We start from the raw sequence: 24139 nt of genomic DNA on the forward strand, positions 1-24139 counted from the left end.
GCAGCGCGATTCGTGGTCATGCACGGCGCCGTCCGTAGGAGCGGCCTCGTGCCGCGAAAGGGCCGCGCAGCGGCCCATTCCGCAAATGCATTAACTTCGTCTTAATGTACGAAGGAAACACTTCATCACAATCATTAACAAAGTCTCATTTGCGTAACGAAGGGCTCAAGCGCAGCATATCCAACCCTGTGTCGACCCATTTCTCCACATCGCGTAGCAGGTCGAAGCTGTCCGGCAGCAACAACCAGCGCCCGATCAGGCCATCGACATAGGCAAACATGGCGACCGCGGCACGCTGCACATCGAGGTCGCTCGGCAATTGCCCGCGACGCACTGCATTGGCCATGGCCAGTGCAATACCCTGGTGGCAATCCAGCACTGCGCTCTGGCGTTGCTGGCGGATCTCGCACATGTCATCGGTGAATTCGCACTTGTGGTGCAGAATTTCATTGATACGCCGGGTCCTGGCATCGAGCACCAACTCGTTGAGGACCTGCAGCAACAAGGTGCGAATGCAGCCCAACGGGTCGAGTTCGTCCTCGCTTTCGCTGGCACGAGCCAGGTGGTCATGGGTTTCATGCAGGCTGTCCAGCAGTGCCTGCACCAATTCGGCCTTGTTGTTGAAATGCCAGTAGATCGCACCCCGGGTAACGCCCGCGAGCTGCGCGATGTCGGCCAGGGTGGTTCGCGCAACTCCGCGCTTGTAGAAGGCCTTTTCCGCCGCCTCGATGATCTGGGCACGGGTTTCCTGGGCTTCTTCTTTGGTTCGACGGACCATGGCAGCTCAACCTCATCATGGCCCGCGTGCGCGTACGGCACGCGGTAATTCAGGCCAGGGCGGCCTATTGAAGGCTCGCCCCGGGGTTATTCGACGAATCCGCTGCGGCGCTTTGCACCCGCTTGCGGTATTTACAAACAAGCATGAATGTAAGTATATTCGTTAGTAAGCTATTTATCCACCGGATAGCACCTTCTCTGAAAACACTTCCATTATTCTTGAGCGTCTCCCAGCTCTAGCGACCCGAGGATCCTCATGCAATTCAAGCCAGCCGTTACCGCCCTGGTTTCCGCCGTCGCCCTGGCAACCCTGCTAAGTGGCTGTAAGAAAGAAGAAGCAGCGCCTGCGGCGCAGGCTCCTCTGGTCGGCGTCGTTACCCTCCAGCCGCAGGCCTATACCCTGACTTCGGAACTGCCGGGGCGTACCACCGCCTTCCGCGTGGCCGAGGTTCGCCCGCAGGTCAATGGCATCATTCTCAAGCGCCTGTTCAAGGAAGGCACCGAGGTCAAGGAAGGTCAGCAGCTGTACCAGATCGACCCTTCCGTCTACGAAGCCAACCTAGCCAACGCCAAGGCCAACCTGCAGGCCACCCGTTCCCTGGCCGAGCGCTACAAGCAACTGATCGACGAGCAGGCTGTCTCCAAGCAGGAATACGACGACGCCAATGCCAAACGATTGCAGGCCGAGGCTTCGCTCAAGAGCGCGCAGATCGACCTGCGCTACACCAAGGTCCTGGCCCCGATCAGCGGCCGTATCGGCCGCTCCGCGGTGACCGAAGGTGCATTGGTGAGCAACGGCCAGAGCAACGCCATGGCCACCATCCAGCAGCTCGACCCGATCTACGTCGACGTCACCCAGTCCACCGCCGAGCTGCTCAAGCTGCGCCGTGACCTGGAGAGCGGCAAGCTGCAGAAGGCCGGCGACAACGCCGCCAAGGTGCAGTTGGTGCTCGAGGACGGCAGCCTGTTCAAGCAGCAGGGCCGCCTGGAGTTCTCCGAAGTCGCGGTCGACGAGACCACCGGCTCGGTCACCCTGCGTGCGATCTTCCCCAACCCCGACCACACCCTGCTGCCAGGCATGTTCGTCCATGCCCGCCTGCAAGCCGGGGTCAATGCCAATGCCATCCTGGCGCCCCAGCAAGGCGTGACCCGTGACCTCAAGGGTACGCCGACCGCACTGGTGGTGAACAAGGAAAACAAGGTCGAACTGCGCCAGCTCAAGGCCAGCCGTACCCTGGGCAGTGACTGGCTGATCGAGGAAGGCCTGAACCCGGGCGACCGCCTGATCACCGAAGGCCTGCAGTTCGTGCGGCCAGGGGTCGAGGTCAAGGTCAGCGAAGCCACCAACGTCAAGAAACCGGCCGGCCCAGCACAGGCCAGCGCGGCGAAAGCAGACGCCAAAGCGGAGTAAACCATGTCGAAGTTCTTTATCGATCGCCCGATCTTCGCCTGGGTGATCGCACTGGTGATCATGCTGGTCGGCGCCTTGTCGATCCTGAAGCTGCCGATCAACCAGTACCCGAGCATTGCACCACCGGCCATCGCCATCGCCGTGACCTACCCGGGCGCCTCGGCGCAGACCGTGCAGGACACCGTGGTGCAGGTCATCGAGCAGCAGCTCAACGGTATCGACAACCTGCGGTACGTGTCCTCGGAGAGCAACTCCGACGGCAGCATGACCATCACCGCCACCTTCGAGCAGGGCACCAACCCTGACACCGCGCAGGTCCAGGTGCAGAACAAGCTGAACCTGGCCACCCCGTTGCTGCCGCAGGAAGTGCAGCAGCAAGGTATCCGCGTGACCAAGGCAGTGAAGAACTTCCTGCTGGTGATCGGCCTGGTGTCCGAAGACGGCAGCATGACCAAGGACGACCTGTCCAACTACATCGTCTCGAACATGCAGGACCCGATCTCGCGGACCGCAGGTGTAGGTGACTTCCAGGTGTTCGGTGCCCAGTACGCCATGCGTATCTGGCTCGATCCGGCCAAGCTGAACAAGTACCAGCTGACCCCGGTCGACGTGCGCACGGCTGTCAGCGCGCAGAACGTGCAGGTTTCCTCCGGCCAGCTCGGCGGCCTGCCGGCAATGCCCGGTACCCAGCTCAACGCCACCATCATCGGCAAGACCCGCCTGCAGACCGCCGAGCAGTTCGAGAACATCTTGCTCAAGGTCAACAGCGACGGCTCCCAGGTACGCCTGGGCGATGTCGCCAAGGTCGGCCTGGGTGGCGAGAACTACGCCATCAGCGCGCAGTACAACGGCTTCCCGGCCTCGGGCCTGGCGGTCAAGCTGGCCACCGGCGCCAACGCCCTGGATACCGCCAAGGCGCTGCGCAAGACCATCAGCGACCTGGAGCCGTTCTTCCCGCCGGGCGTGAAGGCCGTGTTCCCGTATGACACCACCCCGGTGGTCACCGAGTCCATCAGCGGCGTGATCCACACCCTGATCGAGGCGGTGGTGCTGGTGTTCCTGGTGATGTACCTGTTCCTGCAGAACTTCCGCGCCACCATCATCACCACCATGACCGTGCCGGTGGTATTGCTGGGGACCTTCGGCATCCTGGCCGCGGCGGGCTTCAGCATCAACACCCTGACCATGTTCGCCATGGTCCTGGCCATCGGCCTGCTGGTGGACGATGCCATCGTCGTGGTGGAGAACGTCGAGCGGGTGATGTCCGAGGAGGGCCTGCCGCCCAAGGAGGCGACCAAGCGCTCGATGGAGCAGATCCAGGGCGCCCTGGTGGGTATCGCCCTGGTGCTGTCGGCGGTACTGCTGCCAATGGCGTTCTTCGGCGGTTCCACGGGCGTGATCTACCGCCAGTTCTCGATCACCATCGTCTCGGCCATGGGCCTGTCGGTGCTGGTTGCGCTGATCTTCACCCCGGCCCTGTGCGCCACCATGCTCAAGCCGCTGAAGAAGGGCGAGCACCATGTGGCCAAGCGCGGCTTCTTCGGCTGGTTCAACCGCAACTTCGACCGCAGCGTACAAGGCTACGAGCGCAGCGTCGGTACCATCCTGCGCAACAAGGCACCGTTCCTGCTGGCCTATGCACTGATCGTGGTCGGCATGATCTGGCTGTTCATGCGCATCCCCACCGCATTCCTTCCGGAAGAAGACCAGGGCGTGCTGTTCGCCCAGGTGCAGACCCCGGCGGGCTCCAGTGCCGAGCGCACCCAGGTGGTGGTTGACCAGATGCGCGAGTACCTGCTCAAGGACGAAGCCGATACCGTGTCGTCGGTGTTCACCGTCAACGGCTTCAACTTCGCCGGCCGTGGCCAGAGCTCGGGCATGGCATTCATCATGCTCAAGCCATGGGAAGAGCGTTCGGCCGAGAACAGCGTGTTCAACCTCGCTACTCGCGCCCAGCAGCACTTCTTCAGCTTCCGCGACGCGATGGTGTTCGCCTTCGCACCGCCTGCGGTACTCGAACTGGGTAACGCCACCGGCTTCGACGTGTTCCTTCAGGACCGTGCCGGCGTCGGCCACCAGAAGCTGATGGAAGCACGCAACCAGTTCCTGGCCAAGGCCGCCCAGAGCAAGGTGCTCAGCGCCGTGCGCCCGAACGGCCTGAACGACGAACCGCAGTACCAGCTGACCATCGATGACGAACGTGCCAGCGCACTGGGCGTGACCATTGCCGACATCAACAACACCCTGTCGATCGCCCTCGGTGGCAGCTATGTCAACGACTTCATCGACCGCGGTCGGGTCAAGAAGGTGTACATCCAGGGTGAACCCAGCGCCCGGATGAGCCCGGAAGACCTGCAGAAGTGGTACGTGCGCAATGGCGCCGGCGAGATGGTGCCGTTCTCTTCCTTCGCCAAGGGTGAGTGGACCTACGGCTCGCCGAAGCTGTCGCGCTACAACGGTGTGGAAGCGGTCGAGATCCTCGGTGCCCCGGCGCCGGGCTACAGTACCGGTGAAGCCATGGCCGAAGTCGAGCGCATCGCCGGCGAACTGCCTGCGGGCATCGGCTACTCCTGGACCGGCATGTCCTACGAGGAGAAACTCTCCGGCTCGCAGATGCCGGCGCTGTTCGCCCTCTCGGTACTGTTCGTGTTCCTGTGCCTGGCGGCCCTGTACGAAAGCTGGTCGATCCCGATCGCCGTAGTACTGGTCGTACCGCTGGGCATCATCGGTGCGCTGATCGCCACCAGCCTGCGCGGGCTGTCCAACGACGTGTACTTCCTGGTCGGCCTGCTGACCACCATCGGCCTGGCGGCGAAGAACGCGATCCTGATCGTCGAGTTCGCCAAGGAACTGCACGAGCAGGGCCGCAGCCTGTTCGACGCGGCCATCGAGGCCTGCCGCATGCGTCTGCGTCCGATCATCATGACCTCGCTGGCGTTCATCCTCGGCGTGGTACCGTTGACCATCGCCAGTGGCGCGGGCTCGGGCAGCCAGCACGCCATCGGCACCGGGGTGATCGGCGGCATGATCAGTGCGACCGTGCTGGCTATCTTCTGGGTACCGCTGTTCTTCGTAGCAGTGTCGTCGTTGTTCGGCAGCAAGAAGCCTGAATCCGACGCCACCCCTGAAACTACTCGTTATGAGGCTGGGCAATGACCAAGTCTTTGTTATCCCTGGCGGTGACCGCTTTCATCCTTGGCGGCTGCTCGCTGATCCCTGACTACCAGACCCCGGAATCGCCGGTGGCTGCGCAGTGGCCGCAAGGCCCTGCGTATTCCCCGACCGAGTCGGCCAACGTGGCTGCCGCCGAGCAGGGCTGGCGCCAGTTCTTCCATGACCCGGCGCTGCAGAAGCTGATCCAGACGTCCCTGGAGAACAACCGCGACCTGCGCGTCGCAGCACTGAACATCGACGCCTACCGGGCCCAGTACCGTATCCAGCGGGCCGACCTGTTCCCGGCGGTCTCGGCCAATGGCAGCGGCAGCCGCCAGCGGGTACCGGCGAACATGTCGCAGACCGGCGAGGCGGCCATCACCAGCCAGTACTCGGCGACCCTGGGCGTGAGTGCCTATGAGCTGGACCTGTTCGGCCGCGTACGCAGCCTGACCGAGCAGGCCCTGGAGACCTACCTCTCCAGTGAGCAGGCCCGCCGCTCCACGCAGATCAGCCTGGTGGCCAGCGTGGCCAACGCCTACTACACCTGGCAGGCCGACCAGGCTCTGCTCAAGCTGACCGAGGAAACCCTCAAGACCTACGAGGAAAGCTACAACCTCACCCGCCGCAGCAACGAAGTGGGCGTGGCCTCGGCGCTCGACCTGAGCCAGGCACGCACCGCCGTGGAAGGCGCCCGGGTCAAGCTGTCGCAATACCAGCGCCTGGTCGCTCAGGACCTGAACAGCCTGACCGTGCTGCTGGGCACCGGCGTACCGGCCGACCTGCCGGCACCGCTCAAGCTCAACGAAGATCAGCTGGCCGAAGTTCCGGCGGGCCTGCCGTCCGAGCTGCTGCAACGCCGCCCGGACATCCAGGAGGCCGAGCACCTGCTCAAGGCGGCCAACGCCAACATTGGCGCGGCCCGGGCAGCGTTCTTCCCAAGCATCAGCCTGACCGCCAATGCCGGCACCCTGAGCCCGGACATGGGCGGGCTGTTCAAGGGCGGCTCCGGCACCTGGTTGTTCCAGCCGCAGATCAACCTGCCGATCTTCAACGCTGGCAGCCTGAAGGCGAGCCTGGACTACTCGAAGATTCAGAAAGACATCAACGTCGCCAAGTACGAAAAGACCATCCAGACCGCCTTCCAGGAAGTCTCCGATGGCCTGGCCGCGCGCAAGACGTTCGAAGAACAGCTGCAGGCCCAACGCGACCTGGTGGCCGCCAACCAGGACTACTACCGCCTGGCCGAACGCCGCTATCGCATCGGCATCGACAGCAACCTGACCTTCCTCGATGCCCAGCGCAACCTGTTCAGCGCGCAGCAGGCGCTGATCAGCGACCGCCTTTCGCAGCTGGTCAGCGAGGTCAACCTGTACAAGGCCCTGGGTGGCGGCTGGCTGGAACAGACCGGCCAAGCCAACCAACAGGCCGCGGTGCAGTCGCCGAAAGGCTGATCGCCCTGCAATGCATCAAGCCCACCCTCGCGGTGGGCTTTTTCGTTTTTAGGGGCTGCCCATTCGCCGCAGTGATTAAGGCCCATTACCCACGCACGGTTCCAGCTCCGATGGTCGGGCGCTATGCTCATGCCATGGCGGTTCATTCACGGGTAGCCCCGCTCCCACAGGGTGAGCCTGGAGCCACACAGGGAGGAACAACCATGAAAAGCCTCGTCGACCACCTGAGCCAATACGCGGCCTACCACCGCGACCCACGCAATATCGCCACCCATTTCATCGGCATCCCGCTGATCGTACTGGCAGTCACCGTCCTGCTGTCACGTCCAGGTTGGGAACTGGCCGGCATCTGGTTCTCGCCGGCACTGCTCGTGGCCGCCGCATCGGTGTGGTTCTACCTGCGTCTGGACCTGCGTTTCGGGCTGGTCATGGGTGCGCTGCTGGGGTTGTGCCTGTGGCTTGGCCAAGTGCTGGCAATACAGGCTACCGGGCTATGGTTGAGCGCCGGGCTGGGGGCGTTCGTGGTGGGCTGGATCATCCAGTTCGTCGGGCATTACTACGAAGGCCGCAAGCCGGCATTCGTCGACGATGTCAGCGGGCTGATCATCGGTCCGCTGTTCGTCGTGGCGGAGCTGGCGTTCATGCTCGGGCTGTGCCCGGCGCTCAAGCGGGCGGTGGAGGCCAATGCCGGGCCGGTGGCGGTACGGCAGAAGAACGCCGCAGCCTGACAAGGCGGCACACGACTCACTCCTGCAACACACCTAGACTCACTGTAGGAGCGACCTCGTGCCTGATCGCGGCACGAGGCCGCTCCTACAGGGGATGCGTCATGTCCCGTCGAACACGCTCGATCGCCAGTGCCACTCGCCAGGCCTTCGCGCCTGCCGCTCATACCAAGGGATTGGTGTAGCAGACCTGCCTGCCCGAATCGACAACCTACCCAAACAGCTGGTGACACAAGTCCCGGCTGGCCGCCAGCAGGATCGGCAGGAAACGCTGCTCCAGTTCGCTGCGGGTAACCCTCCCCACGTGGGTGCTGACGTTCAGCGCCGCCAGCACCTGCCCCGAGGCGTCATAGATCGGCACGGCAATCGAACGCAAACCTTGCTCCAGTTCCTGGTCGACCACGCACCAGCCCTGGGCACGCACCTGCTGGATGCAGGCGAACAGTGACTCTGGGTCATGCAGGGTGCGGCTGGTACGGGGTTTGAGGTCGGCACGCTCCAGGTATTCCCGAAGGCTCGCATCGTCCAACGCCGCCAACAGGATCCGCCCCATGGAGGTGCAATAGGCCGGCAAGCGGCCGCCAACCGACAGATCGACCGAAATCAGACGCTCCACGGTGGCCGAGCGGGCGATGTAGAGAATGTCGTCGCCTTCGAGGGTCGCCATGTTGGCCGCTTCGTGCAGTTGGTCGCTGATGCGGTCCAGGTAAGGTTGCGCGGACACCGCCAGCGGCGTCGACGACAGGTAGGCGTGCCCGAGGGTCAAGACCTTGGGCAACAGGGAATAGGTGCGCCCATCGGTGGTCGCGTACCCCAGCTTCATGAGTGTATGCAGGCAACGACGCACCGCCGCCCGGGGGATCTCGGTTCGGTGGCTGATCTGGGCGATGGTCAGGTGACGCTTGCGCTCCTGGAACGCCTGGATGACCGCCAACCCCCGGGCCAGGGAGGTCATGAAGTCAGGGTCACCGGTGAACGCCTGGATGCGCTTGGCCGGTGAGGCCACGATCGGCGGCGCCAGCGCGGGCGCCGCAGGACGGGCCGGCTCCGGGTTGGTGGGGTCCTGGGCCTGGGTTTCTTCGCTCATGGCTTACCTCAAAAAAATCGCTCGCTTGTGCGATTATCGAACCAACGGCCGATAATCGCAATTGACCGCTGACACGTTTGCTTATACCTTTCTCCTGCCACATGTGGCTTCTTTGGAGAGACTGGTCAGGTACCCACCGTAGAAGTCCCCAGGCAACGGCCTCGCTAACCCGAGGCCGTTTTTCATTTCATTGCAGTTTGTAAGAACTTTCGAGGCCACTGCGCCTCAAACTTTCAAGGCTTACCCAATTGTGAAACACGCCATGCGTAAACTTTGCAGTGGCTTGGTGTTGTCGCCTAAAGTAGGTAGCCATTGACTTGCGGGTTGCTATAATCGAGCCTGCTGGCCCGGACCGAACACTTCGGCATGGCCCTATCCGGCATCCCCTATCGAGTTCCCGCCAGCAAGCCACGTGCAGGGCCCAAGGCCTGTATCACTTTCCAGGTGTCCTGTTCCGTATTGAATACTGTCGCTACGACAACCTGTTCGCACTGGCGGCGTAGCCGTATGCATAACTTTGCATGACGAAGGCCAGCGCAAAACTTCAAACTATTCGGGTATGACTGTGACGAAAGAAGAACTGCGCGCGGAACTCGAGCGCCAGGCTGAACGTTACAAGGATGTTTACGGTGGCGAAGTCACCACCTATGCCGCGCAACCGGAACCGGAGCGCAAACCTTGGCGCAAGCGTGCCACGGTCCAAGACCAGGTCTTCGCCCAGGAACTGGAAAAAATGGAAAAGGAACTGCGCAGCGAAGACAGCTGACCCAGCCCCTCAAGGCACCGCGCACCCTTCGCCCTTGAGCAGTGGCACGCGTAGGCTTTTTTACCGAAAAGCCAGGAACGAAACGGAATCACACAAATTTAATACAAGCGTTTGAATCGCCAGGCGCGCGCAAAATTTGTGATTTTTCTGTTTATTTCGCAGGATTTAGCCGCCGTTAGCCATCGAAATCGGGCAGCAGCTGGCCTTGCGTTGCGCTTCGTGGCGGTCGACGGGGGCGTCATCGGTTCGTCGCGGGGGCATCGATTGCCAAGGTTTTCTGGCATAATCGCGCCCCCCTATGACCGCCAGACAACCTTCATGATCGAATTATTCAGCGGACTGGATGCGTGGGTGCTGGTGAGCTTGCTGCTCGCTCTGACCTTCGTGCTCGCATTCGAGTTCATCAATGGCTTTCATGACACCGCCAACGCGGTAGCCACCGTCATCTATACCAAAGCCATGCCGCCGCACCTGGCCGTGTTCTTCTCCGGCGTGTTCAACTTCCTCGGGGTTCTGCTGGGCGGTGTCGGGGTGGCTTACGCCATCGTCCACCTGCTGCCGGTCGAGCTGCTGATCAATGTGAACACCGGGCACGGCCTGGCCATGGTCTTCTCGTTGCTGGCCGCGGCCATCACCTGGAACCTTGGCACCTGGTACTTCGGTATCCCGGCGTCCAGCTCCCACACCCTGATCGGTTCGATCCTCGGCGTTGGCCTGGCCAACGCCCTGCTCAACGACATCCCGTTGGGCGATGGCGTCAACTGGCAGAAGGCGATCGACATCGCCCTGTCGCTGGTGGTCTCGCCGATGGCCGGTTTCGCCGTCGCGGCCCTGGTGCTGATCGGCCTGAAGTGGTGGCGCCCGCTGTCGAAGATGCACAAAACCCCCGAACAGCGTCGCAAGCTCGATGACAAGAAGCACCCGCCTTTCTGGAACCGCCTGGTACTGGTGATTTCCGCCATGGGCGTGAGCTTCGTGCACGGCTCCAACGATGGCCAGAAAGGCATCGGCCTGATCATGCTGGTGCTGATCGGTATCGTCCCGGCGAAGTTCGTCCTCGACCTGAACAGCACCACCTACCAGATCGAGCGCACCCGCGACGCCACGTTGCACATGAGCCAGTTCTACGAACGCAACGCAGCCACCCTGGGCGAGTTCCTGGCGCTGGGCAAGGCCAAGTCGACCGATCTGCCTGAGCAGTTCAGCTGCAACCCGCAGCAGACCGAGCCGACCATCGCTGCCCTGCAATCGTCGCTCAAGGGCGTGACCGATTACCGCGACCTGAGCGCCGAGAAGCGTGTCGAAGTGCGTCGCTACCTGCTCTGCCTGGACGACACCGCGAAGAAGGTCGGCAAGCTGCCGGGCCTGGAAAGCCGTGAAAAGGCCGACCTGGAAAAACTGCGCAAAGACCTGACCGCCACCACCGAATACGCTCCGTTCTGGGTGATCGTGGCCGTTGCCCTGGCCCTGGGCCTGGGCACCATGGTCGGCTGGAAACGCGTGGTCCTGACCGTTGGCGAGAAGATCGGCAAGCAAGGTATGACCTATGCCCAGGGCATGTCGGCGCAGATCACTGCAGCCTGCGCCATTGGCATGGCCAATATCTTCAGCCTGCCGGTGTCGACTACCCATGTGCTGTCGTCGGGCGTGGCAGGCACCATGGTCGCCAACAAGAGCGGCCTGCAAGGTGGCACGGTGAAAACCATCCTGCTTGCCTGGGTACTGACCCTGCCGGCCTCGATGGGCCTGGCCGCCGGCCTGTTCTGGCTGGCCTCCAAGGCGATCAGCTGAACGCTCCCGCTGTAATGGAAGAAGGCGCCTTCGAGGCGAATGCCAGTCAGTTAAGCCTTATCGGCTGCACTCGGGGCTGCTACGCAGCCCATCGCCGGCAAGCCGGCTCCCACAAGTAACGCGTCAGCCTTGACCTGTGGGAGCCGGCTTGCCGGCGATGGGCGCGCAGCGCCCCGCGTCCTTAACTGACCGGCATTAGCCTCCGAGGCGCCTTTTCGTTCTTGCTCGTTACCGCCGTTTGCCTCCCAGCAACGACCCCATCAGCCCCCGCACCAACTGCCTGCCGAGCTGGTTGGCCGCCTGACGCACCGCCGATTTGATGGCTTGCCCCGCTGCGCTCTGCAGGAATTCGCCCGCCTTGTCGGCGAAGCTTTCCTCGTCGGCCTGCGGCTGCGGCGCCGGCTCCACCGGCTCGCCCTTGCGTGCCGTGAGCATTTCATATGCCGACTCCCGGTCGATCGGCTTGTCGTAGCGCCCGGCCAGCGGTGACCCAGCCACCAAGGCCCTGCGCTCGGCCTCGGTCAACGGCCCGATCCGCGACTGCGGCGGGGCGACCAGCACCCGCTGGACCATTTCCGGCGTGCCCTTGTCCTGCAAGGTACCGACCAACGCCTCGCCGATCCCAAGCTCGGTGAGCACACTGAGCGCATCGAACGCCGGGTTCGGCCGGAAGCCGTCGGCCACCGCCCGCAGCGACTTCTGCTCCTTGGCGGTGAACGCACGCAGCCCATGCTGGATACGCAAGCCCAGTTGCGCCAGCACCGCGTCCGGCAAATCTCCCGGCGACTGGGTGACGAAATACACACCGACGCCCTTGGAGCGGATCAGCCGCACGACCTGTTCCAGACGATCCTGCAGCGCCTTCGGCGTGCCATTGAACAACAGGTGGGCTTCGTCGAAGAACAATGCCAGCACCGGCTTGTCGGCATCGCCACGCTCCGGCAGTTGTTCGAACAATTCGGCCAGCAGCCACAGCAGGAAGGTCGCGTAGACCTTCGGCGCTTCATGCACGAGGCGGCTGGCATCGAGCAGGTGGATACGCCCGCGGCCGTCACCGTCCGGGCGCAACAAGTCTTCCAACTGCAAGGCCGGCTCGCCGAACAAGGCCTCGGCGCCCTGCTGCTCCAGGGTCGAGAGGCGGCGCAGCAACGCCTGGGTGGAGCCGGTGGTCATCAGCGCGGCATCGTCACCCAAAAGCTGCGGGTTGTCCTTCAGGTGCCCGAGCAGGGCCTTGAGGTCCTTGAGGTCGAGCAACAGCAGCCCCTCGCGATCGGCCACCTTGAACGCGGCGTACAGTGCTGCCTGCTGGCTGTCGGTCAGCTCCAGGAGGTTGCCCAGCAACAAGGGCCCCATTTCGCTGAGGGTGGTACGCAACGGATGGCCCGACTGGCCGGCGACATCCCACAGGGTGACGGGGTAGGCCTGGGGCCGATGGCCCAGCCAGGGCATGCCGGCAATACGCTCGGCCACCTTGCCCTGTGGCGAACCGGCCGCGCCCAGGCCGCACAGGTCCCCCTTCACATCGGCGGCGAACACGGCCACGCCGGCATCGCTGAAAGCCTCGGCCAGGTGTTGCAGGGTCACGGTCTTGCCCGTCCCCGTGGCACCGGCCACCAACCCGTGGCGGTTGGCCAGGCGCATGGCCTGGCCTACGGGCTGGCCATCCGTGCCCGCTCCTACAACGATTTGCGAAGAATCCGACATCTTCTTTCATCCTCTATTCAAGCTTTGCCGCGTAACGGCCGATACCCCTGGGTGATATTTCACTTCGAAAGACAGGAACAACCCGAAAAGGACCTGCGGGCATTGTTGCACTGTTTTCAAGCTGCCTTCGTGCGAACGACCCGATAAAAAACCTTAGCGGACCACGCCATGAACAAAAGCCTTCGTTTCAGCCACAAGATACTCTTGGCGGCATCATTGATCGTGATAGTCGCCTTCAGCCTGTTCACCCTCTACAACGATTATCTCCAGCGTAATGCGATTCGCGACGACCTGGAGAATTATCTGGCTGAAATGGGCGAGTCGACGTCGACCACTATTCGCAACCTGTTCGACGGCCGTATCAAGTTGGTGGAAAACCTGGCACAGAACATCGCACACAATCCCGCCAATGCCGAAACTTTCATGGGCCAGCCGGCCCTGCTTTCCAGTTTCCTCACTGTCTACCTGGGCAAGGTGGACGGCGGCTTCAGCGTGCGCCCGGACTCGAAGATGCCAGATGGCTACGACCCACGGGTACGCCCCTGGTACAAGGACGGCATGAACGCCAATGGCGCCATGCTGACCGAGCCCTATATCGACCTGACCACCAACAAGATGGTCATCGGCATCCTCAGCAAGGTATCGGCCAATGTCGGCGTGGTCGGTGGCGACCTGGCCCTCGATGGCCTGGTGCAGATCATCAACTCGCTGGACTTCGGCGGCATGGGCTACGCCTTCCTGGTCAACGACCAGGGCAAGATCCTGGTGCACCCTGATAAAGAGCTGGTGATGAAATCGCTGGCCGACCTGTTCCCCGAGGGCACCCCGACGCTCTCCGGCGAGCTGACCGAGGTCCAGGCCAATGGCCAAGCCCGCCTGCTGACCTTCACGCCGATCAAGGGCCTGCCTTCGGCCAACTGGTACATCGGCCTGTCGGTGGACAAGGAAAAAGCCTTCTCCATGCTCAGCACCTTCCGCACTTCGGCGATCATCGCCACGCTGGTAGCGGTGGTCATCATCATCGCCCTGCTGGGCCTGCTGATCCGTGTGCTGATGCAACCGCTGCACACGATGACCCGCGCCATGGAAGACATCGCCGAGGGCGAAGGCGACCTGACCAAGCGCCTGCAGATCCATCAGCACGACGAATTCGGCATCCTCGGCACGGCATTCAACCGTTTCGTGGAGCGTATCCATGGCTCGATCCGCGAAGTGTCCTCGGCCACCGAACATGTCAACGAAGTGGCCCTGAGGGTGATCAGTGCCTCCAATTCGTCGATGGCCAATTCCGACGAGCAGTCCAACCGCACCAGCAGCGTCGCCGCCGCCATCAACGAACTGGGCGCCGCCGCCCAGGAAATCGCCGGTAATGCGGCCCAAGCGTCCCAGCACGCGACCTCTGCACGGCTGCTGGCCGAAGAAGGCCAGCAGGTGGTGGAGCGCAACATCGAGGCGATGAACCGCCTCTCGGACCTGATCGTCACCTCCAGCGCGCACATCGAGACGCTCAACCACAAGACCGTGAACATCGGCCAGATCCTCGAGGTGATCACCAGCATCTCCCAGCAGACCAACCTGCTGGCACTCAATGCCGCCATCGAGGCTGCCCGCGCCGGGGAAGCCGGCCGTGGCTTCGCCGTGGTCGCCGACGAAGTACGCAACCTCGCCCACCGCACCCAGGAGTCGGCGCAGCAGGTGCAGGCCATGATCGAGGAGCTGCAGGTGGGGGCTCGGGAATCGGTCGAAACCATGGGCCAAAGCCAGCGCCACAGCCAGGACAGCATGGAGATCGCCAACCAGGCCGGCGAACGCCTGGACAGCGTGACCGTGCGCATCGGCGAGATCGACGGCATGAACCAGTCGGTGGCCACCGCCACCGAGGAACAGACCGCCGTGGTCGACTCGATCAACATGGACATCAACGAGATCAACATGCTCAACCAGGAAGGCGTCGAGAACCTGCAGGCTACGCTGCGCGCCTGTGCCGACCTGGAACGGCAGGCCAGCCGACTCAAGCACCTGGTCGGCAGCTTCCGCATCTGATTCACCGCTCCCCTCCTGTAGGAGCGGCCTCGTGCCGCGAAAGGGCTGCAAGGCAGCCCCAGGATCCCAAGCCTATGGTCCCGACCGCTGTCGGTGATCGGCTCAAGACCCACGGGGCGCTTTGCGCCCTTTTCGCGGCACAAGGCCGCTCCTGCACTCAAGGCGCCGAACGCGTCACGCCTGCCCTGCCCGCCTCGAATCCCGATCGAACAAACTATCCTTAAGGAAGGTCAACCTTTAGGCGTGTCATCACGGCCATTACCGCCAGATGACAGACCCGAAGACGATCCCGGAGGGATGCTGATCGTGCACATCGCTGACATCACCATGTTCTACGCCCCAGCCAGCGGCGGCGTACGTACCTATCTTGATGCCAAACATCGCCGACTCGACGCCAGGCCAGGCGTGCGTCACAGCCTCTTGATCCCCGGCGCCAGCGCCAGCCACGCCAACGGCATCTACCAGGTGCCGGCACCGCCCTTGCCCTTTGGCAACGGCTATCGCTTCCCGGTACGCCTGGCCCCCTGGTGCAACGTGCTGCGGCGCCTGCAACCGGACCTGATCGAAGTCGGCGACCCCTACCTCACCGCTTGGGCGGCCCTCGAGGCGCGACGCAAGCTCGACGTGCCGGTGATCGGGTTCTATCACTCCGACCTGCCGCTGTTGGTCAGCAATCGCATGGGCAACTGGTTCACCCCCAATGTCGAGGCCTATGTCAGCAAACTCTACGGCAACTTCGATCGGGTCCTGGCGCCCAGCCAGGTGATGGCTGACAAACTGTGCCGGCTCGGGGTCAAGGACGTGCATGTACAACGCCTGGGCGTGGACCTGGCCACCTTCAACCCCGAACACCGCGACCCCCACCTGCGCACCGAGCTTGGCATCCCCGACACTACCCGCCTGCTGGTGTTCGCCGGCCGCGGCTCGCGGGAGAAAAACCTGCCGGTGCTGCTCGACTGCATGAGCCGCCTGGGTCGCCACTACCACTTGCTGCTGGTCGGTTCCAACATGCCCACCAACGTACCGGGCAATGTCAGCGTCATCGACCACTTTTGCCCGCCCCAGGAGGTCGCCCGCTTGTTCGCCAGCGCCGACTTGCTGGTGCATGCCGGGGACCAGGAAACCTTTGGCCTGGTCATCCTCGAGGCCATGGCCAGCGCCACGCCGGTGGTGGCCGTGCATGCCGGTGCCTTCGGGGAGATCGTCACCGACCAGTGCGGGCGCCTGTGCAGGCCCAACGACGGCCAGGCCATGGCCACCGCAGTGCGGGAAATTTGCGAGGCCGGTGTGCGTCGCCTCGGCGCCCAGGCCCGCCGCCATGTGGAACAGCACTACGCCTGGGACCAGGTGGTCGATGGCTTGCTCGCTCACTACCAGGCCGTGCTAGGCCATCAACCTCAGGTGCGGGCCCATGGTTGAAGCGGCCGCCGCGCCACGCAGCCTGATGCTGGTGCTGCACGACGTCGCGCCCGAGACCTGGCCGGATTACCAGCCCTTCGTCCAGGCCGTGGACCAGCTCGGTGGCGTGCCCATGACCTGGCTGGTGGTGCCGGATTTTCACCACCGCAACGCGCTGGCGCGCTCGCCGACCTTCTGCCGCCTGCTCGAACGGCGTCTGGCGCAAGGGGACGAACTGGCCCTGCATGGCTACTTCCATACCGATGACGCCCCGGTACCACGTAGCCCCGGCGAGTTCTTCATGCGCCGGGTATATACCCACGAAGGCGAGTTCTATGGGCTGGATGAAACCGAGGCCTTGCTGCGCCTGGAAGCCGGGCTGGAGGTATTCCATCGCCATGCCTGGCCCGTGGCCGGCTTCGTCGCCCCCGCCTGGCTGATGAGCGAAGGCACGCGCCAGGCCCTGCGCCGGCTACCGCTGCGCTATACCAGCACACCGCGGCACCTCTACCGACTGCCAGAATTTACCGCGATCGAGGCCCCCGGCCTGGTGTGGAGCGCTCGCAGCGCCTGGCGTCGTGGGCTGTCACGGATGGTCTGCGACTGGCAATGCCGGCGATGGCGCGACGCCGCCACCCTGCGCCTGGGGCTGCATCCGGTGGACATGCGCCATCGGGCCTCCCGCGACTATTGGCTGCACACCTTGCACGCCTTGCTCGAGCAAGGCCGACAGCCGCTGACCAAGTCCGCCTGGCTGGCGCGCCAGGCTGTGGCATGAACCGCCTGGGCTGGCTGGGGCTGGCGCTGCTGGTAGCCGTGTCGGTGCCGGCCCTGCTGGGCGGCGGCGACCTGCTGCCACGCCTGCAGGCCTTCGCCCCCGGGTTGATGGCGATACTGCTGGGCATGATCCTGCTGTGCTGGATGATCAATGCCCTACGCCTGCGTCTGCTGCTCGGCCAGCAGGGCGCCAGGCTCGGTCGGGTTCGCAGCCTGGGCGTGATCATGGCCACCGAGTTCGCTATCTGCACCACCCCGGGCGGCAGCGGTGGGCCCCTGACACTCATGGCTTTGCTGGCCCGCGAGCGTATCGGCCCGGCACGCAGCGGCGCCGTGTTCGCCATGGACCAGCTCAATGACTTGGTGTTTTTCTTCTGCGCCATGCTGGCCATTGCCGGCTACGCCCTGTTTCACAGCCTGGGGCACACCCAGGAAAGCATGCTGCTGGGCAGCGCCTTGCTGCTGTGCTCGGCATTGGCCGGAGTCGTCACGCTGCTGCGCTATCGTCGCACGGTGATGCGTTTGAACGGGCGATTGCTATATCGGTTGGGCATGTCATACCGGCGTCGGCGGCGCTGGGCACGCAAGCTGTTGCGCTTCGTGCATGCCCTGGCGGACACCTGGCGCCTGCCCAAGCGAACCCTGGCGCTGGTCTTCACCCTGACCTGCGCGCACTGGAGCCTGCGCTACAGCGTGCTGTACCTGGTATTGCGGGGCTTGGGCGTGGAATTGTCGTGGATCCCCAGTTTCCTGGTGCAGATCCTTTCGCTCAGCGCAGGGCAGTTCAGCCTGCTGCCCGGCGGGGCGGGAGCGGCCGAACTGACCTCGGCCAGCCTGCTCGCGCCCCTGGTGGGCAGTTCGACAGCCGCCGCCGCGATCCTGATCTGGCGCGCGGTGACGTATTACTTCTATTTGATCGCGGGCGGGCCGGTGTTCGTCTGCCTGTTGGCGCGTCCGTTGCTCGAGCGCTGGCGTCGTCGGACGCGCTGAGTGTCATGGACCGCCCCCCTGTGGGAGCCAACTGTCTTGAGTTGCTTGCCCCCGGTCCTATCGCTGGCAAGCCAGCTCCCACAGGTACGGCGGTATCTCTGAAGACAGCGCAGGCCTTGTGGGAGCGGGCTTGTCCCGCGATTGGGCCGGTCTCGATATCTCCTTCGCCAGGCAAGAACCGCGCAATCCAAATCGCGGCGATGGCTATCAGTCGAACACCACGGTCTTGTTGCCATGCACCAGCACGCGGTCTTCCAGGTGATAGCGCAGGCCGCGCGCCAGCACCATCTTTTCCACGTCACGGCCAAACCGCACCATGTCTTCGATGCTGTCGGCATGGGTCACACGCACCACATCCTGCTCGATGATAGGACCTGCGTCCAACTCCTCGGTGACGTAGTGGCAGGTGGCACCGATCAGCTTCACGCCGCGCAGGGCCGCCTGGTGATAAGGCTTGGCCCCGACGAAGGACGGCAGGAAGCTGTGATGGATGTTGATCACCTTCTCGGCGTATTCCTGGCACAGCTGCGGTGGCAGGATCTGCATGTAGCGGGCCAGCACGACCACATCGGCGCTGTGCTCCTGGACCAGGCGCGAGACTTCGGCGAAGGCCGGTTGCTTGTCCTTCGGGTCCACCGGCACATGGAAGAACGGAATGCCGTGCCATTCGACCATGCTGCGCAGGTCGTTATGGTTGGAAATCACGCACGGGATCTCGCAATCGAGCTCATCGGTGTGCCAGCGATGCAGCAGGTCGGCCAGGCAGTGGGATTCACGGCTGGCCATCAAGACAACGCGCTTCTTCTGTGCCGAATCGGTGATCCGCCAGGTCATGGAGAACTCTTCGGCGATCGGCGCGAACGCCTCGCGGAAGGCTTCGATGCCAAACGGCAGGGATTCGGCGCGGATCTCATGGCGCATGAAGAACCAACCACTCTGCTCATCGGAGTGGTGGCTGGCTTCGTTGATCCAGCCGTTGTACAAGGCCAGGAAATTACTGACTTTCGCCACGATGCCGACACGGTCGGGGCAGGCAATCACCAGTCGATAGGTGCGCATGAAGGAGACTCCGGAAACTTCGCAAAGGCGCACATTCTAGCGGTCCGCCGAAAAAAACGCAGTATCGATTGCCCCGGCCCTTGGCCGTGCCGCCGCGTGTCCCGCCGAGAAACGCTGTCGTGGGCGATATCTGTAGGAAATGATGAATTCACCAATCGATATGTAAAAATTTCTTAACCCAACGTCTGCGTTGTCGCACAACAATTAACAGTTCATTGTCTTTAATTGTTTACTTGCGAGTTTTGCCTGTCTATTATTGCACCGAACTGTTATCCCTAGAACATGCTACTCAAGGAACACTCCATGTCCCTGATCAACGAATACCGCGCCACCGAAGAAGCCATCAAGGAACTTCAGGCCCGCCTGGCCAACCTGTCCCAAGATGACAAGCTGAAGAAAGAGCTGGAATTCGAAGGCAAACTGCGCGCGCTGATGGGCGAATACTCCAAGTCCCTGCGTGACGTGATCGCACTGTTGGATCCAGAGTCCAAACTGAGCAAGGCGCCGCGCGGTGCCGTCAAGGCCACCGGCACCAAACGTGCCCGCAAGGTCAAGCAATACAAGAACCCGCACAACGGTGAAGTGATCGAAACCAAAGGCGGCAACCACAAGACCCTGAAAGAGTGGAAAGCCAAGTGGGGCGGTGACGTGGTTGAAAGCTGGGCAACCCTGCTGGACTAATTGTTGCCTAGGCAATACCCCTGAAAACGCCGGCCTATTGCCGGCGTTTTTTATTGGGCGGTCGCTACAACTGATACTGTGCTTTCAGTTGTTGGACATGGGTTCGCCACGCGTCCAACACTTGCCGCCCGGCATCGTCCGCCGTACTCCAGGCGCTCTGGCATGCCTGTTCGAAGTCACCCAGGGTATTCGGCGCCCCCAGGCGCGGGTCACTCAAGCGTTGCTGGCAGAACCGATGCCAACGTTGCTGTTCTTCTGCCGTCAGGGTCTCGGCAAAGTTCCTGGCACGGTAACGGAACAACAATTCCGGCATTCGCGGATCGTCGAACATCCAATGCCCCTGCCCCAACTGACGAGGGTCAAGGCTACGGACCTGTTCACACAATCGACGGTCCCGATCGCCCAGGAAACCGTCATACAGCTGCTGCTCCGGATCTTCACTGGGGGCAAATTCATCCCCCCTGTAAATAGCGTCCAGCTTGTCTTGCCAAAGGTGTTGCTGCCTGGCCAATTGTTCGCCGCGCTGTTGCACGAGGGTCATATCCAGGCCCAGCCTTTGCTGGTCGACAGGCCGTAATACCGACAACGGAGCGAGCACTGGGCAACGGTTAACCTGCACCAACTTCAGAGGCACGGGTAATTGTCCATCAGACAATTCGTCGCGCCGCGTATACAAACATTTTCGTAATGTTTCGGCGCTGTCCTGCAATAACGGCGCGGTGTCCAGGTGCAGGTCACATACAATCAGTGCGTTGCGATTTCGCGGATGCCAGGCCAGCGGCAATACCACCCCCAGGTAACCACGCTCCGCGGAAAAACGCCCCGACACATGCACCAATGGCTGCAGCAGGCGAATCTGTTCCATGACCTTGTGCTTGCTGCGCAGTTGGAACAACCAGTCATATAACCGGGGCTGTTTTTCACGAATCAGGCGCGCCAAGGCGATGGTTGCCCGCACGTCGGAAAGCGCTTCGTGCGCCTGACCATGGTCGATGCCGTTGGCCTTGCTGAGCAGTTCCAGGCGCAAGCTGGTGCGCCCGTCCTGTTGCGGCCAGACGATGCCCTCCGGGCGCAGCGCATAGGCGGTGCGCACCACATCGATCAGGTCCCAGCGGCTGTTGCCGCCCTGCCATTCACGCGCGTAAGGGTCGAAGAAATTGCGGTAGAGGCTGTAGCGGGTGACCTCATCGTCGAAACGCAAGGTGTTGTATCCGGCGCCACAGGTACCGGGGCGTGCAAGTTGCTCATGCACACGGGTCATGAATTCGGCCTCGCCCAGGCCATTGGCGGCCAGCTGCGCGGGCGTGATGCCCGTCACCAGGCACGCCGCCGGGTGCGGCAGGATATCGTCACTGGGCCGGCAATACAGGCTGATGGGCGCTTCGATCTCGTTGAGCTCAAGGTCGGTGCGCACGCCGGCGACCTGCAGCGGACGGTCGCAACGGGGGTTGATGCCGGTGGTTTCGTAGTCGTGCCAGAAAATGCTGGAGCTCACGGGGTCTTCCTGTAACAAGGTCGACAGAGTCTAGCGGCCTGGCTGGCCAAATTCGAATGCCCGCTTCGATGCAGCGCGTTACCTACGCCTTATGCAGAGGCGTTCATGGGACGAAAACTGAAGTAGTCACGCAGTGCCCGGACGAAGTCCTCGTACTCACGAGGCGGCTTGAGCAACATGAACCCTGCGTCGTAGTGCCCGGGTGTCTGATCTTCGCGGCACCAGAGGCAACTGGCCGTCAGGTCGATGCATTGACTACCAGCTCCGGCCTGCGGCAGGCGCAACTGCAGCTCGAAATCCGGCCCCACCAGCACCGGCAACTGGCTGATCAGCATCATGCCGTCTTCAGAGGCGTTGCCCAGGTAGCCGATCGGCTGGTCGGTGTAGCGGTTGTAGACCTTGAGTACGCAAGGCAGCTGATGCCGTTCTATATGACGTTGGATAAACATGTGGCGAGGTCCGTACCTGATGCCAGGAAGACAAGGTACTGGCGGTGAACGTTACAACCATTAACAGATTAGCTCAGCACCTGTGGCTGTTTCGGTGAAAGCAAGAACACCTTGGTATTAACGCCAAGGTGTAGCTGCCGCCGGGCTCGCCAGTGCTGCCTCGCCCGGGCGGTAATGGCCCAGTTGCTCGAGGGTCTGCAGGCGCGCCTTGGCCCGATAGGCGTACTCGTTGTGCGGGTAGCGCTGGATCAGGTACTCGTAGGTCTGTGCAGCATCCACGTAGAGTTTCTGACGCTCCAGACACTGGCCGCGCAGCATCGAGACTTCGGGGTGGATGAATGGCCGGGCCCGGCTGGTGCGGTCGACCTGCGACAACTCCAGCATCACGCGCTGGCAATCACCACGGTCATAGGCGCGGTAGGCATTGTTCAGGTGATGGTCCATGGACCAGCGGGTACAACCGACGACACTGGCCGCCACGGCCAAAACGATCAGGGCTCGCATGGGGAATCTCCTTTGATGAGCAGGGTATCGGCCGGGCGCGGCAAATCTTCACACAGGCATGCAAGCATACCCCGGCCCGTTCAAATGCCACCCTGCCGAACACGGAGGTAGTGCAACGGAACAATGACTACAGCGATATACAGGAGTAGCCTTTCGCTGCGCTTCACTATAGGAGTCTGTGCATGACCATCCGCCGTACCAAAATCGTCGCCACCCTGGGCCCCGCCAGCAACTCGCCGCAAGTGATCGAACAGCTGATCCTCGCCGGCCTGGACGTGGCACGCCTGAACTTCTCCCACGGCACCCCGGACGAGCACAAGGCCCGCGCCCGCCTGATCCGCGAGATCGCCGCCAAGAACGGCCGCCATGTGGCGCTGCTGGGCGATTTGCAGGGTCCGAAGATCCGTATCGCCAAGTTCACCAACAAGCGCATCGAACTGAAGATCGGTGACAAGTTCACCTTCTCCACCGTCCACCCGCTGACCGAAGGCAACCAGGACATCGTCGGTATCGATTATCCCGACCTGGTCAAGGACTGCGGCGTCGGTGACGAACTGCTGCTCGACGACGGCCGTGTGGTCATGCGCGTCGAGACCGCCACGGCCGATGCCCTGCACTGCGTGGTAATCGTCGGCGGCCCGCTGTCCGACCACAAGGGCATCAACCGCAAGGGTGGCGGCCTGACCGCGCCGGCCCTGACCGAGAAAGACAAGGCCGACATCAAGCTGGCCGCGGAAATGGACCTGGACTATCTGGCCGTCTCCTTCCCGCGCGATGCCAAGGACATGGAGTACGCCCGCAAGCTGCGTGACGAAGCCGGCGGCACCGCCTGGCTGGTCTCCAAGATCGAGCGCGCCGAAGCCGTGGCCGACGACGAGACCCTCGATGGCCTGATCGCCGCCTCCGACGCAGTGATGGTCGCCCGTGGTGACCTGGGCGTGGAAATCGGCGACGCCGAGCTGATTGCCATCCAGAAAAAGATCATCCAGCACGCTCGCCGCAACAACAAGGCGGTGATCGTCGCGACCCAGATGATGGAGTCGATGATCCAGAACCCGATGCCGACCCGCGCCGAAGTCTCCGACGTGGCCAACGCCGTGCTGGACAACACCGACGCAGTGATGCTCTCGGCCGAAAGCGCTGCCGGCGCCTACCCGATCGAAGCGGTCCAGGCCATGGCACGCATCTGCCAGGGTGCCGAGAAGCACCCGACCAGCCAGAAATCCAGCCATCGCCTGCACACCACCTTCGAGCGCTGCGACGAAAGCATCGCCCTGGCGGCCATGTACACGGCCAACCATTTCCCGGGCGTCAAGGCGATCATCTCGCTCACCGAGAGCGGCTACACCCCGCTGATCATGTCGCGCCTGCGCTCGCACGTGCCGATCTTCGCCATGTCGCCGCACCGCGCCACCCAGGCGCGCGCCTCGCTGTTCCGTGGCGTGTACCCCATCGCGTTCGACCCGGCTTCACTGCCGGCGGACAAGGTCAGCCAGGCAGCCGTCGACGAGCTGCTCAAGCGCGGCCTGGTGGAGCAAGGCGACTGGGTGATCCTGACCAAGGGCGACAGCTACCACACTATCGGTGGCACCAACGGCATGAAGATCCTGCATGTAGGTGATCCGCTGGTCTGATTGCCTTCAAGGCCGCGCGACGGCCCCATCGCCGGCAAGCTGGCTCCCACAGGTTCGGCGATCGGTGTCGTCCCCGTGGGAGATTACCCAGCCCTTCGGGCTGCGCTGTCGCGCAGAGAACAAGCGGCTAGCGCAGCCTCCCTGTGGGAGCGGGCTTGTCCCGCGATCAAGGGCGAAGCCCTTGCCAGGCGACGGTGATATCCGGCCCGGCCCAATCGCGGGTCAAGCCCGCACCCACAAA

The 24139-nt window shown here is 63.0% G+C and carries 19 protein-coding genes and 1 pseudogene; 13 read left to right on the top strand and 7 right to left on the bottom strand.

Features of this window, described 5'->3' with window-relative positions; genetic code table 11:
* Positions 1–145 precede the first annotated feature (145 nt).
* Complete coding sequence (locus ACNFG0_RS08375; RefSeq protein WP_196144324.1) at positions 146–778, bottom strand: TetR family transcriptional regulator; 633 nt, start codon at positions 776–778, stop codon at positions 146–148.
* 255 nt (positions 779–1033) lie between these two features.
* Between ACNFG0_RS08375 and ttgA the strand changes: the two genes are divergently transcribed.
* From ttgA to ACNFG0_RS08395, 4 genes are all read left to right on the top strand, one after another.
* Entirely contained in the window at positions 1034–2188 is a 1155-nt protein-coding gene (ttgA, locus tag ACNFG0_RS08380; RefSeq protein WP_196144325.1) for a toluene efflux RND transporter periplasmic adaptor subunit TtgA, read from the top strand.
* Between the two features lie 3 nt (positions 2189–2191).
* Positions 2192–5344 carry a multidrug efflux RND transporter permease subunit TtgB gene (ttgB, locus tag ACNFG0_RS08385; protein ID WP_196156087.1) on the top strand — a complete coding sequence of 1051 codons (3153 nt, stop codon included), beginning with the start codon at positions 2192–2194 and terminating at the stop codon, positions 5342–5344.
* Positions 5341–6795, top strand: coding sequence for an AdeC/AdeK/OprM family multidrug efflux complex outer membrane factor (locus ACNFG0_RS08390; RefSeq protein ID WP_196144327.1), 1455 nt, complete (start codon positions 5341–5343; stop codon positions 6793–6795). Before ttgB ends, ACNFG0_RS08390 begins: the two co-directional genes overlap by 4 nt.
* A 203-nt stretch (positions 6796–6998) precedes the next feature.
* Positions 6999–7523, top strand: a complete 525-nt coding sequence (locus tag ACNFG0_RS08395; RefSeq protein ID WP_416764451.1) for a DUF962 domain-containing protein — start codon at positions 6999–7001, stop codon at positions 7521–7523.
* A 208-nt stretch (positions 7524–7731) separates the two neighbouring features.
* Here ACNFG0_RS08395 and pcaR read toward each other — a convergent pair whose 3' ends face one another.
* Complete coding sequence (gene pcaR / locus ACNFG0_RS08400) at positions 7732–8607, bottom strand: pca regulon transcriptional regulator PcaR (protein WP_230381285.1); 876 nt, start codon at positions 8605–8607, stop codon at positions 7732–7734.
* A gap of 565 nt (positions 8608–9172) precedes the next feature.
* Here pcaR and ACNFG0_RS08405 point away from each other — a divergent pair.
* Positions 9173–9373, top strand: a complete 201-nt coding sequence (locus tag ACNFG0_RS08405; RefSeq protein ID WP_196144343.1) for a hypothetical protein — start codon at positions 9173–9175, stop codon at positions 9371–9373.
* Positions 9374–9691: 318 nt separating this feature from the next.
* Positions 9692–11164, top strand: coding sequence for an inorganic phosphate transporter (locus tag ACNFG0_RS08410; protein ID WP_196144329.1), 1473 nt, complete (start codon positions 9692–9694; stop codon positions 11162–11164).
* Between the two features lie 228 nt (positions 11165–11392).
* On the opposite strand, the gene ACNFG0_RS08415 is transcribed toward ACNFG0_RS08410, so the two are convergent.
* Positions 11393–12868 (bottom strand): helicase HerA-like domain-containing protein, encoded by a 1476-nt coding sequence (locus tag ACNFG0_RS08415; protein ID WP_196166179.1) that lies wholly within the window; start codon positions 12866–12868, stop codon positions 11393–11395.
* Between the two features lie 168 nt (positions 12869–13036).
* On the opposite strand from ACNFG0_RS08415, the pseudogene ACNFG0_RS08420 reads away from it, so the two are divergent.
* From ACNFG0_RS08420 to ACNFG0_RS08440, 5 genes and pseudogenes are all read left to right on the top strand, one after another.
* Positions 13037–14053 (top strand): annotated as a pseudogene (locus ACNFG0_RS08420) (cache domain-containing protein); the annotation flags it as partial.
* A 93-nt stretch (positions 14054–14146) separates the two neighbouring features.
* Positions 14147–14911 (top strand): methyl-accepting chemotaxis protein, encoded by a 765-nt coding sequence (locus tag ACNFG0_RS08425; protein WP_416764456.1) that lies wholly within the window; start codon positions 14147–14149, stop codon positions 14909–14911.
* Positions 14912–15208: 297 nt separating this feature from the next.
* Positions 15209–16330 (top strand): glycosyltransferase family 4 protein, encoded by a 1122-nt coding sequence (locus tag ACNFG0_RS08430; RefSeq protein WP_416764452.1) that lies wholly within the window; start codon positions 15209–15211, stop codon positions 16328–16330.
* Positions 16323–17087 carry a DUF2334 domain-containing protein gene (locus tag ACNFG0_RS08435; RefSeq protein ID WP_196144333.1) on the top strand — a complete coding sequence of 255 codons (765 nt, stop codon included), beginning with the start codon at positions 16323–16325 and terminating at the stop codon, positions 17085–17087. The genes ACNFG0_RS08430 and ACNFG0_RS08435 overlap by 8 nt, the downstream gene beginning before the upstream one ends.
* Positions 17084–18076 carry a lysylphosphatidylglycerol synthase transmembrane domain-containing protein gene (locus tag ACNFG0_RS08440; RefSeq protein WP_196166181.1) on the top strand — a complete coding sequence of 331 codons (993 nt, stop codon included), beginning with the start codon at positions 17084–17086 and terminating at the stop codon, positions 18074–18076. Before ACNFG0_RS08435 ends, ACNFG0_RS08440 begins: the two co-directional genes overlap by 4 nt.
* Positions 18077–18283: 207 nt before the next feature.
* Here the strand turns inward: ACNFG0_RS08440 and purU are convergent, their stop codons facing one another.
* A complete protein-coding gene (gene purU / locus ACNFG0_RS08445; protein ID WP_196156092.1) occupies positions 18284–19135 on the bottom strand; it encodes a formyltetrahydrofolate deformylase in 852 nt (283 codons plus the stop codon).
* A 303-nt stretch (positions 19136–19438) separates the two neighbouring features.
* On the opposite strand from purU, the gene mvaT reads away from it, so the two are divergent.
* Positions 19439–19816, top strand: a complete 378-nt coding sequence (gene mvaT / locus ACNFG0_RS08450; protein WP_084855845.1) for a histone-like nucleoid-structuring protein MvaT — start codon at positions 19439–19441, stop codon at positions 19814–19816.
* A gap of 64 nt (positions 19817–19880) precedes the next feature.
* On the opposite strand, the gene sbcB is transcribed toward mvaT, so the two are convergent.
* The 3 genes from sbcB to ACNFG0_RS08465 form a co-directional block, all read right to left on the bottom strand.
* Positions 19881–21311 (bottom strand): exodeoxyribonuclease I, encoded by a 1431-nt coding sequence (gene sbcB, locus ACNFG0_RS08455; protein WP_196156093.1) that lies wholly within the window; start codon positions 21309–21311, stop codon positions 19881–19883.
* An 89-nt stretch (positions 21312–21400) separates the two neighbouring features.
* On the bottom strand, positions 21401–21760 hold the full coding sequence (locus ACNFG0_RS08460) for a PilZ domain-containing protein (protein WP_196144337.1): 360 nt from the start codon (positions 21758–21760) through the stop codon (positions 21401–21403).
* A 117-nt stretch (positions 21761–21877) separates the two neighbouring features.
* Positions 21878–22264: a tetratricopeptide repeat protein gene (locus tag ACNFG0_RS08465; protein ID WP_196144338.1), complete on the bottom strand. Its 387-nt coding sequence runs from the start codon at positions 22262–22264 to the stop codon at positions 21878–21880.
* 182 nt (positions 22265–22446) lie between these two features.
* On the opposite strand from ACNFG0_RS08465, the gene pyk reads away from it, so the two are divergent.
* The gene (gene pyk, locus ACNFG0_RS08470; protein ID WP_196144339.1) at positions 22447–23898 is read left to right on the top strand and encodes a pyruvate kinase; all 1452 of its coding nucleotides are present in this window, start codon (positions 22447–22449) and stop codon (positions 23896–23898) included.
* Positions 23899–24139: the final 241 nt, after the last annotated feature.

The sequence above is a fragment of the Pseudomonas sp. NY15372 genome (assembly GCF_048068215.1).
In the GTDB taxonomy this organism is placed as follows: domain Bacteria; phylum Pseudomonadota; class Gammaproteobacteria; order Pseudomonadales; family Pseudomonadaceae; genus Aquipseudomonas; species Aquipseudomonas guariconensis_A.

What these genes read in the sequence shown, in the direction of transcription:
- ACNFG0_RS08430 (WP_416764452.1), top strand. Translation starts at nt 15,209, where the DNA reads ATGCTGATCGTGCACATCGCTGACATCACCATGTTCTACGCCCCAGCC.
- ACNFG0_RS08440 (WP_196166181.1), top strand. Translation starts at nt 17,084, where the DNA reads ATGAACCGCCTGGGCTGGCTGGGGCTGGCGCTGCTGGTAGCCGTGTCG.
- pcaR (WP_230381285.1), bottom strand. Translation starts at nt 8,607, where the DNA reads ATGAGCGAAGAAACCCAGGCCCAGGACCCCACCAACCCGGAGCCGGCC.
- ttgB (WP_196156087.1), top strand. Translation starts at nt 2,192, where the DNA reads ATGTCGAAGTTCTTTATCGATCGCCCGATCTTCGCCTGGGTGATCGCA.
- ttgA (WP_196144325.1), top strand. Translation starts at nt 1,034, where the DNA reads ATGCAATTCAAGCCAGCCGTTACCGCCCTGGTTTCCGCCGTCGCCCTG.
- ACNFG0_RS08410 (WP_196144329.1), top strand. Translation starts at nt 9,692, where the DNA reads ATGATCGAATTATTCAGCGGACTGGATGCGTGGGTGCTGGTGAGCTTG.
- ACNFG0_RS08425 (WP_416764456.1), top strand. Translation starts at nt 14,147, where the DNA reads ATGGCCAATTCCGACGAGCAGTCCAACCGCACCAGCAGCGTCGCCGCC.
- ACNFG0_RS08415 (WP_196166179.1), bottom strand. Translation starts at nt 12,868, where the DNA reads ATGTCGGATTCTTCGCAAATCGTTGTAGGAGCGGGCACGGATGGCCAG.
- ACNFG0_RS08465 (WP_196144338.1), bottom strand. Translation starts at nt 22,264, where the DNA reads ATGCGAGCCCTGATCGTTTTGGCCGTGGCGGCCAGTGTCGTCGGTTGT.
- ACNFG0_RS08395 (WP_416764451.1), top strand. Translation starts at nt 6,999, where the DNA reads ATGAAAAGCCTCGTCGACCACCTGAGCCAATACGCGGCCTACCACCGC.
- ACNFG0_RS08435 (WP_196144333.1), top strand. Translation starts at nt 16,323, where the DNA reads ATGGTTGAAGCGGCCGCCGCGCCACGCAGCCTGATGCTGGTGCTGCAC.
- ACNFG0_RS08390 (WP_196144327.1), top strand. Translation starts at nt 5,341, where the DNA reads ATGACCAAGTCTTTGTTATCCCTGGCGGTGACCGCTTTCATCCTTGGC.
- pyk (WP_196144339.1), top strand. Translation starts at nt 22,447, where the DNA reads ATGACCATCCGCCGTACCAAAATCGTCGCCACCCTGGGCCCCGCCAGC.
- purU (WP_196156092.1), bottom strand. Translation starts at nt 19,135, where the DNA reads ATGCGCACCTATCGACTGGTGATTGCCTGCCCCGACCGTGTCGGCATC.
- ACNFG0_RS08460 (WP_196144337.1), bottom strand. Translation starts at nt 21,760, where the DNA reads ATGTTTATCCAACGTCATATAGAACGGCATCAGCTGCCTTGCGTACTC.
- ACNFG0_RS08375 (WP_196144324.1), bottom strand. Translation starts at nt 778, where the DNA reads ATGGTCCGTCGAACCAAAGAAGAAGCCCAGGAAACCCGTGCCCAGATC.
- mvaT (WP_084855845.1), top strand. Translation starts at nt 19,439, where the DNA reads ATGTCCCTGATCAACGAATACCGCGCCACCGAAGAAGCCATCAAGGAA.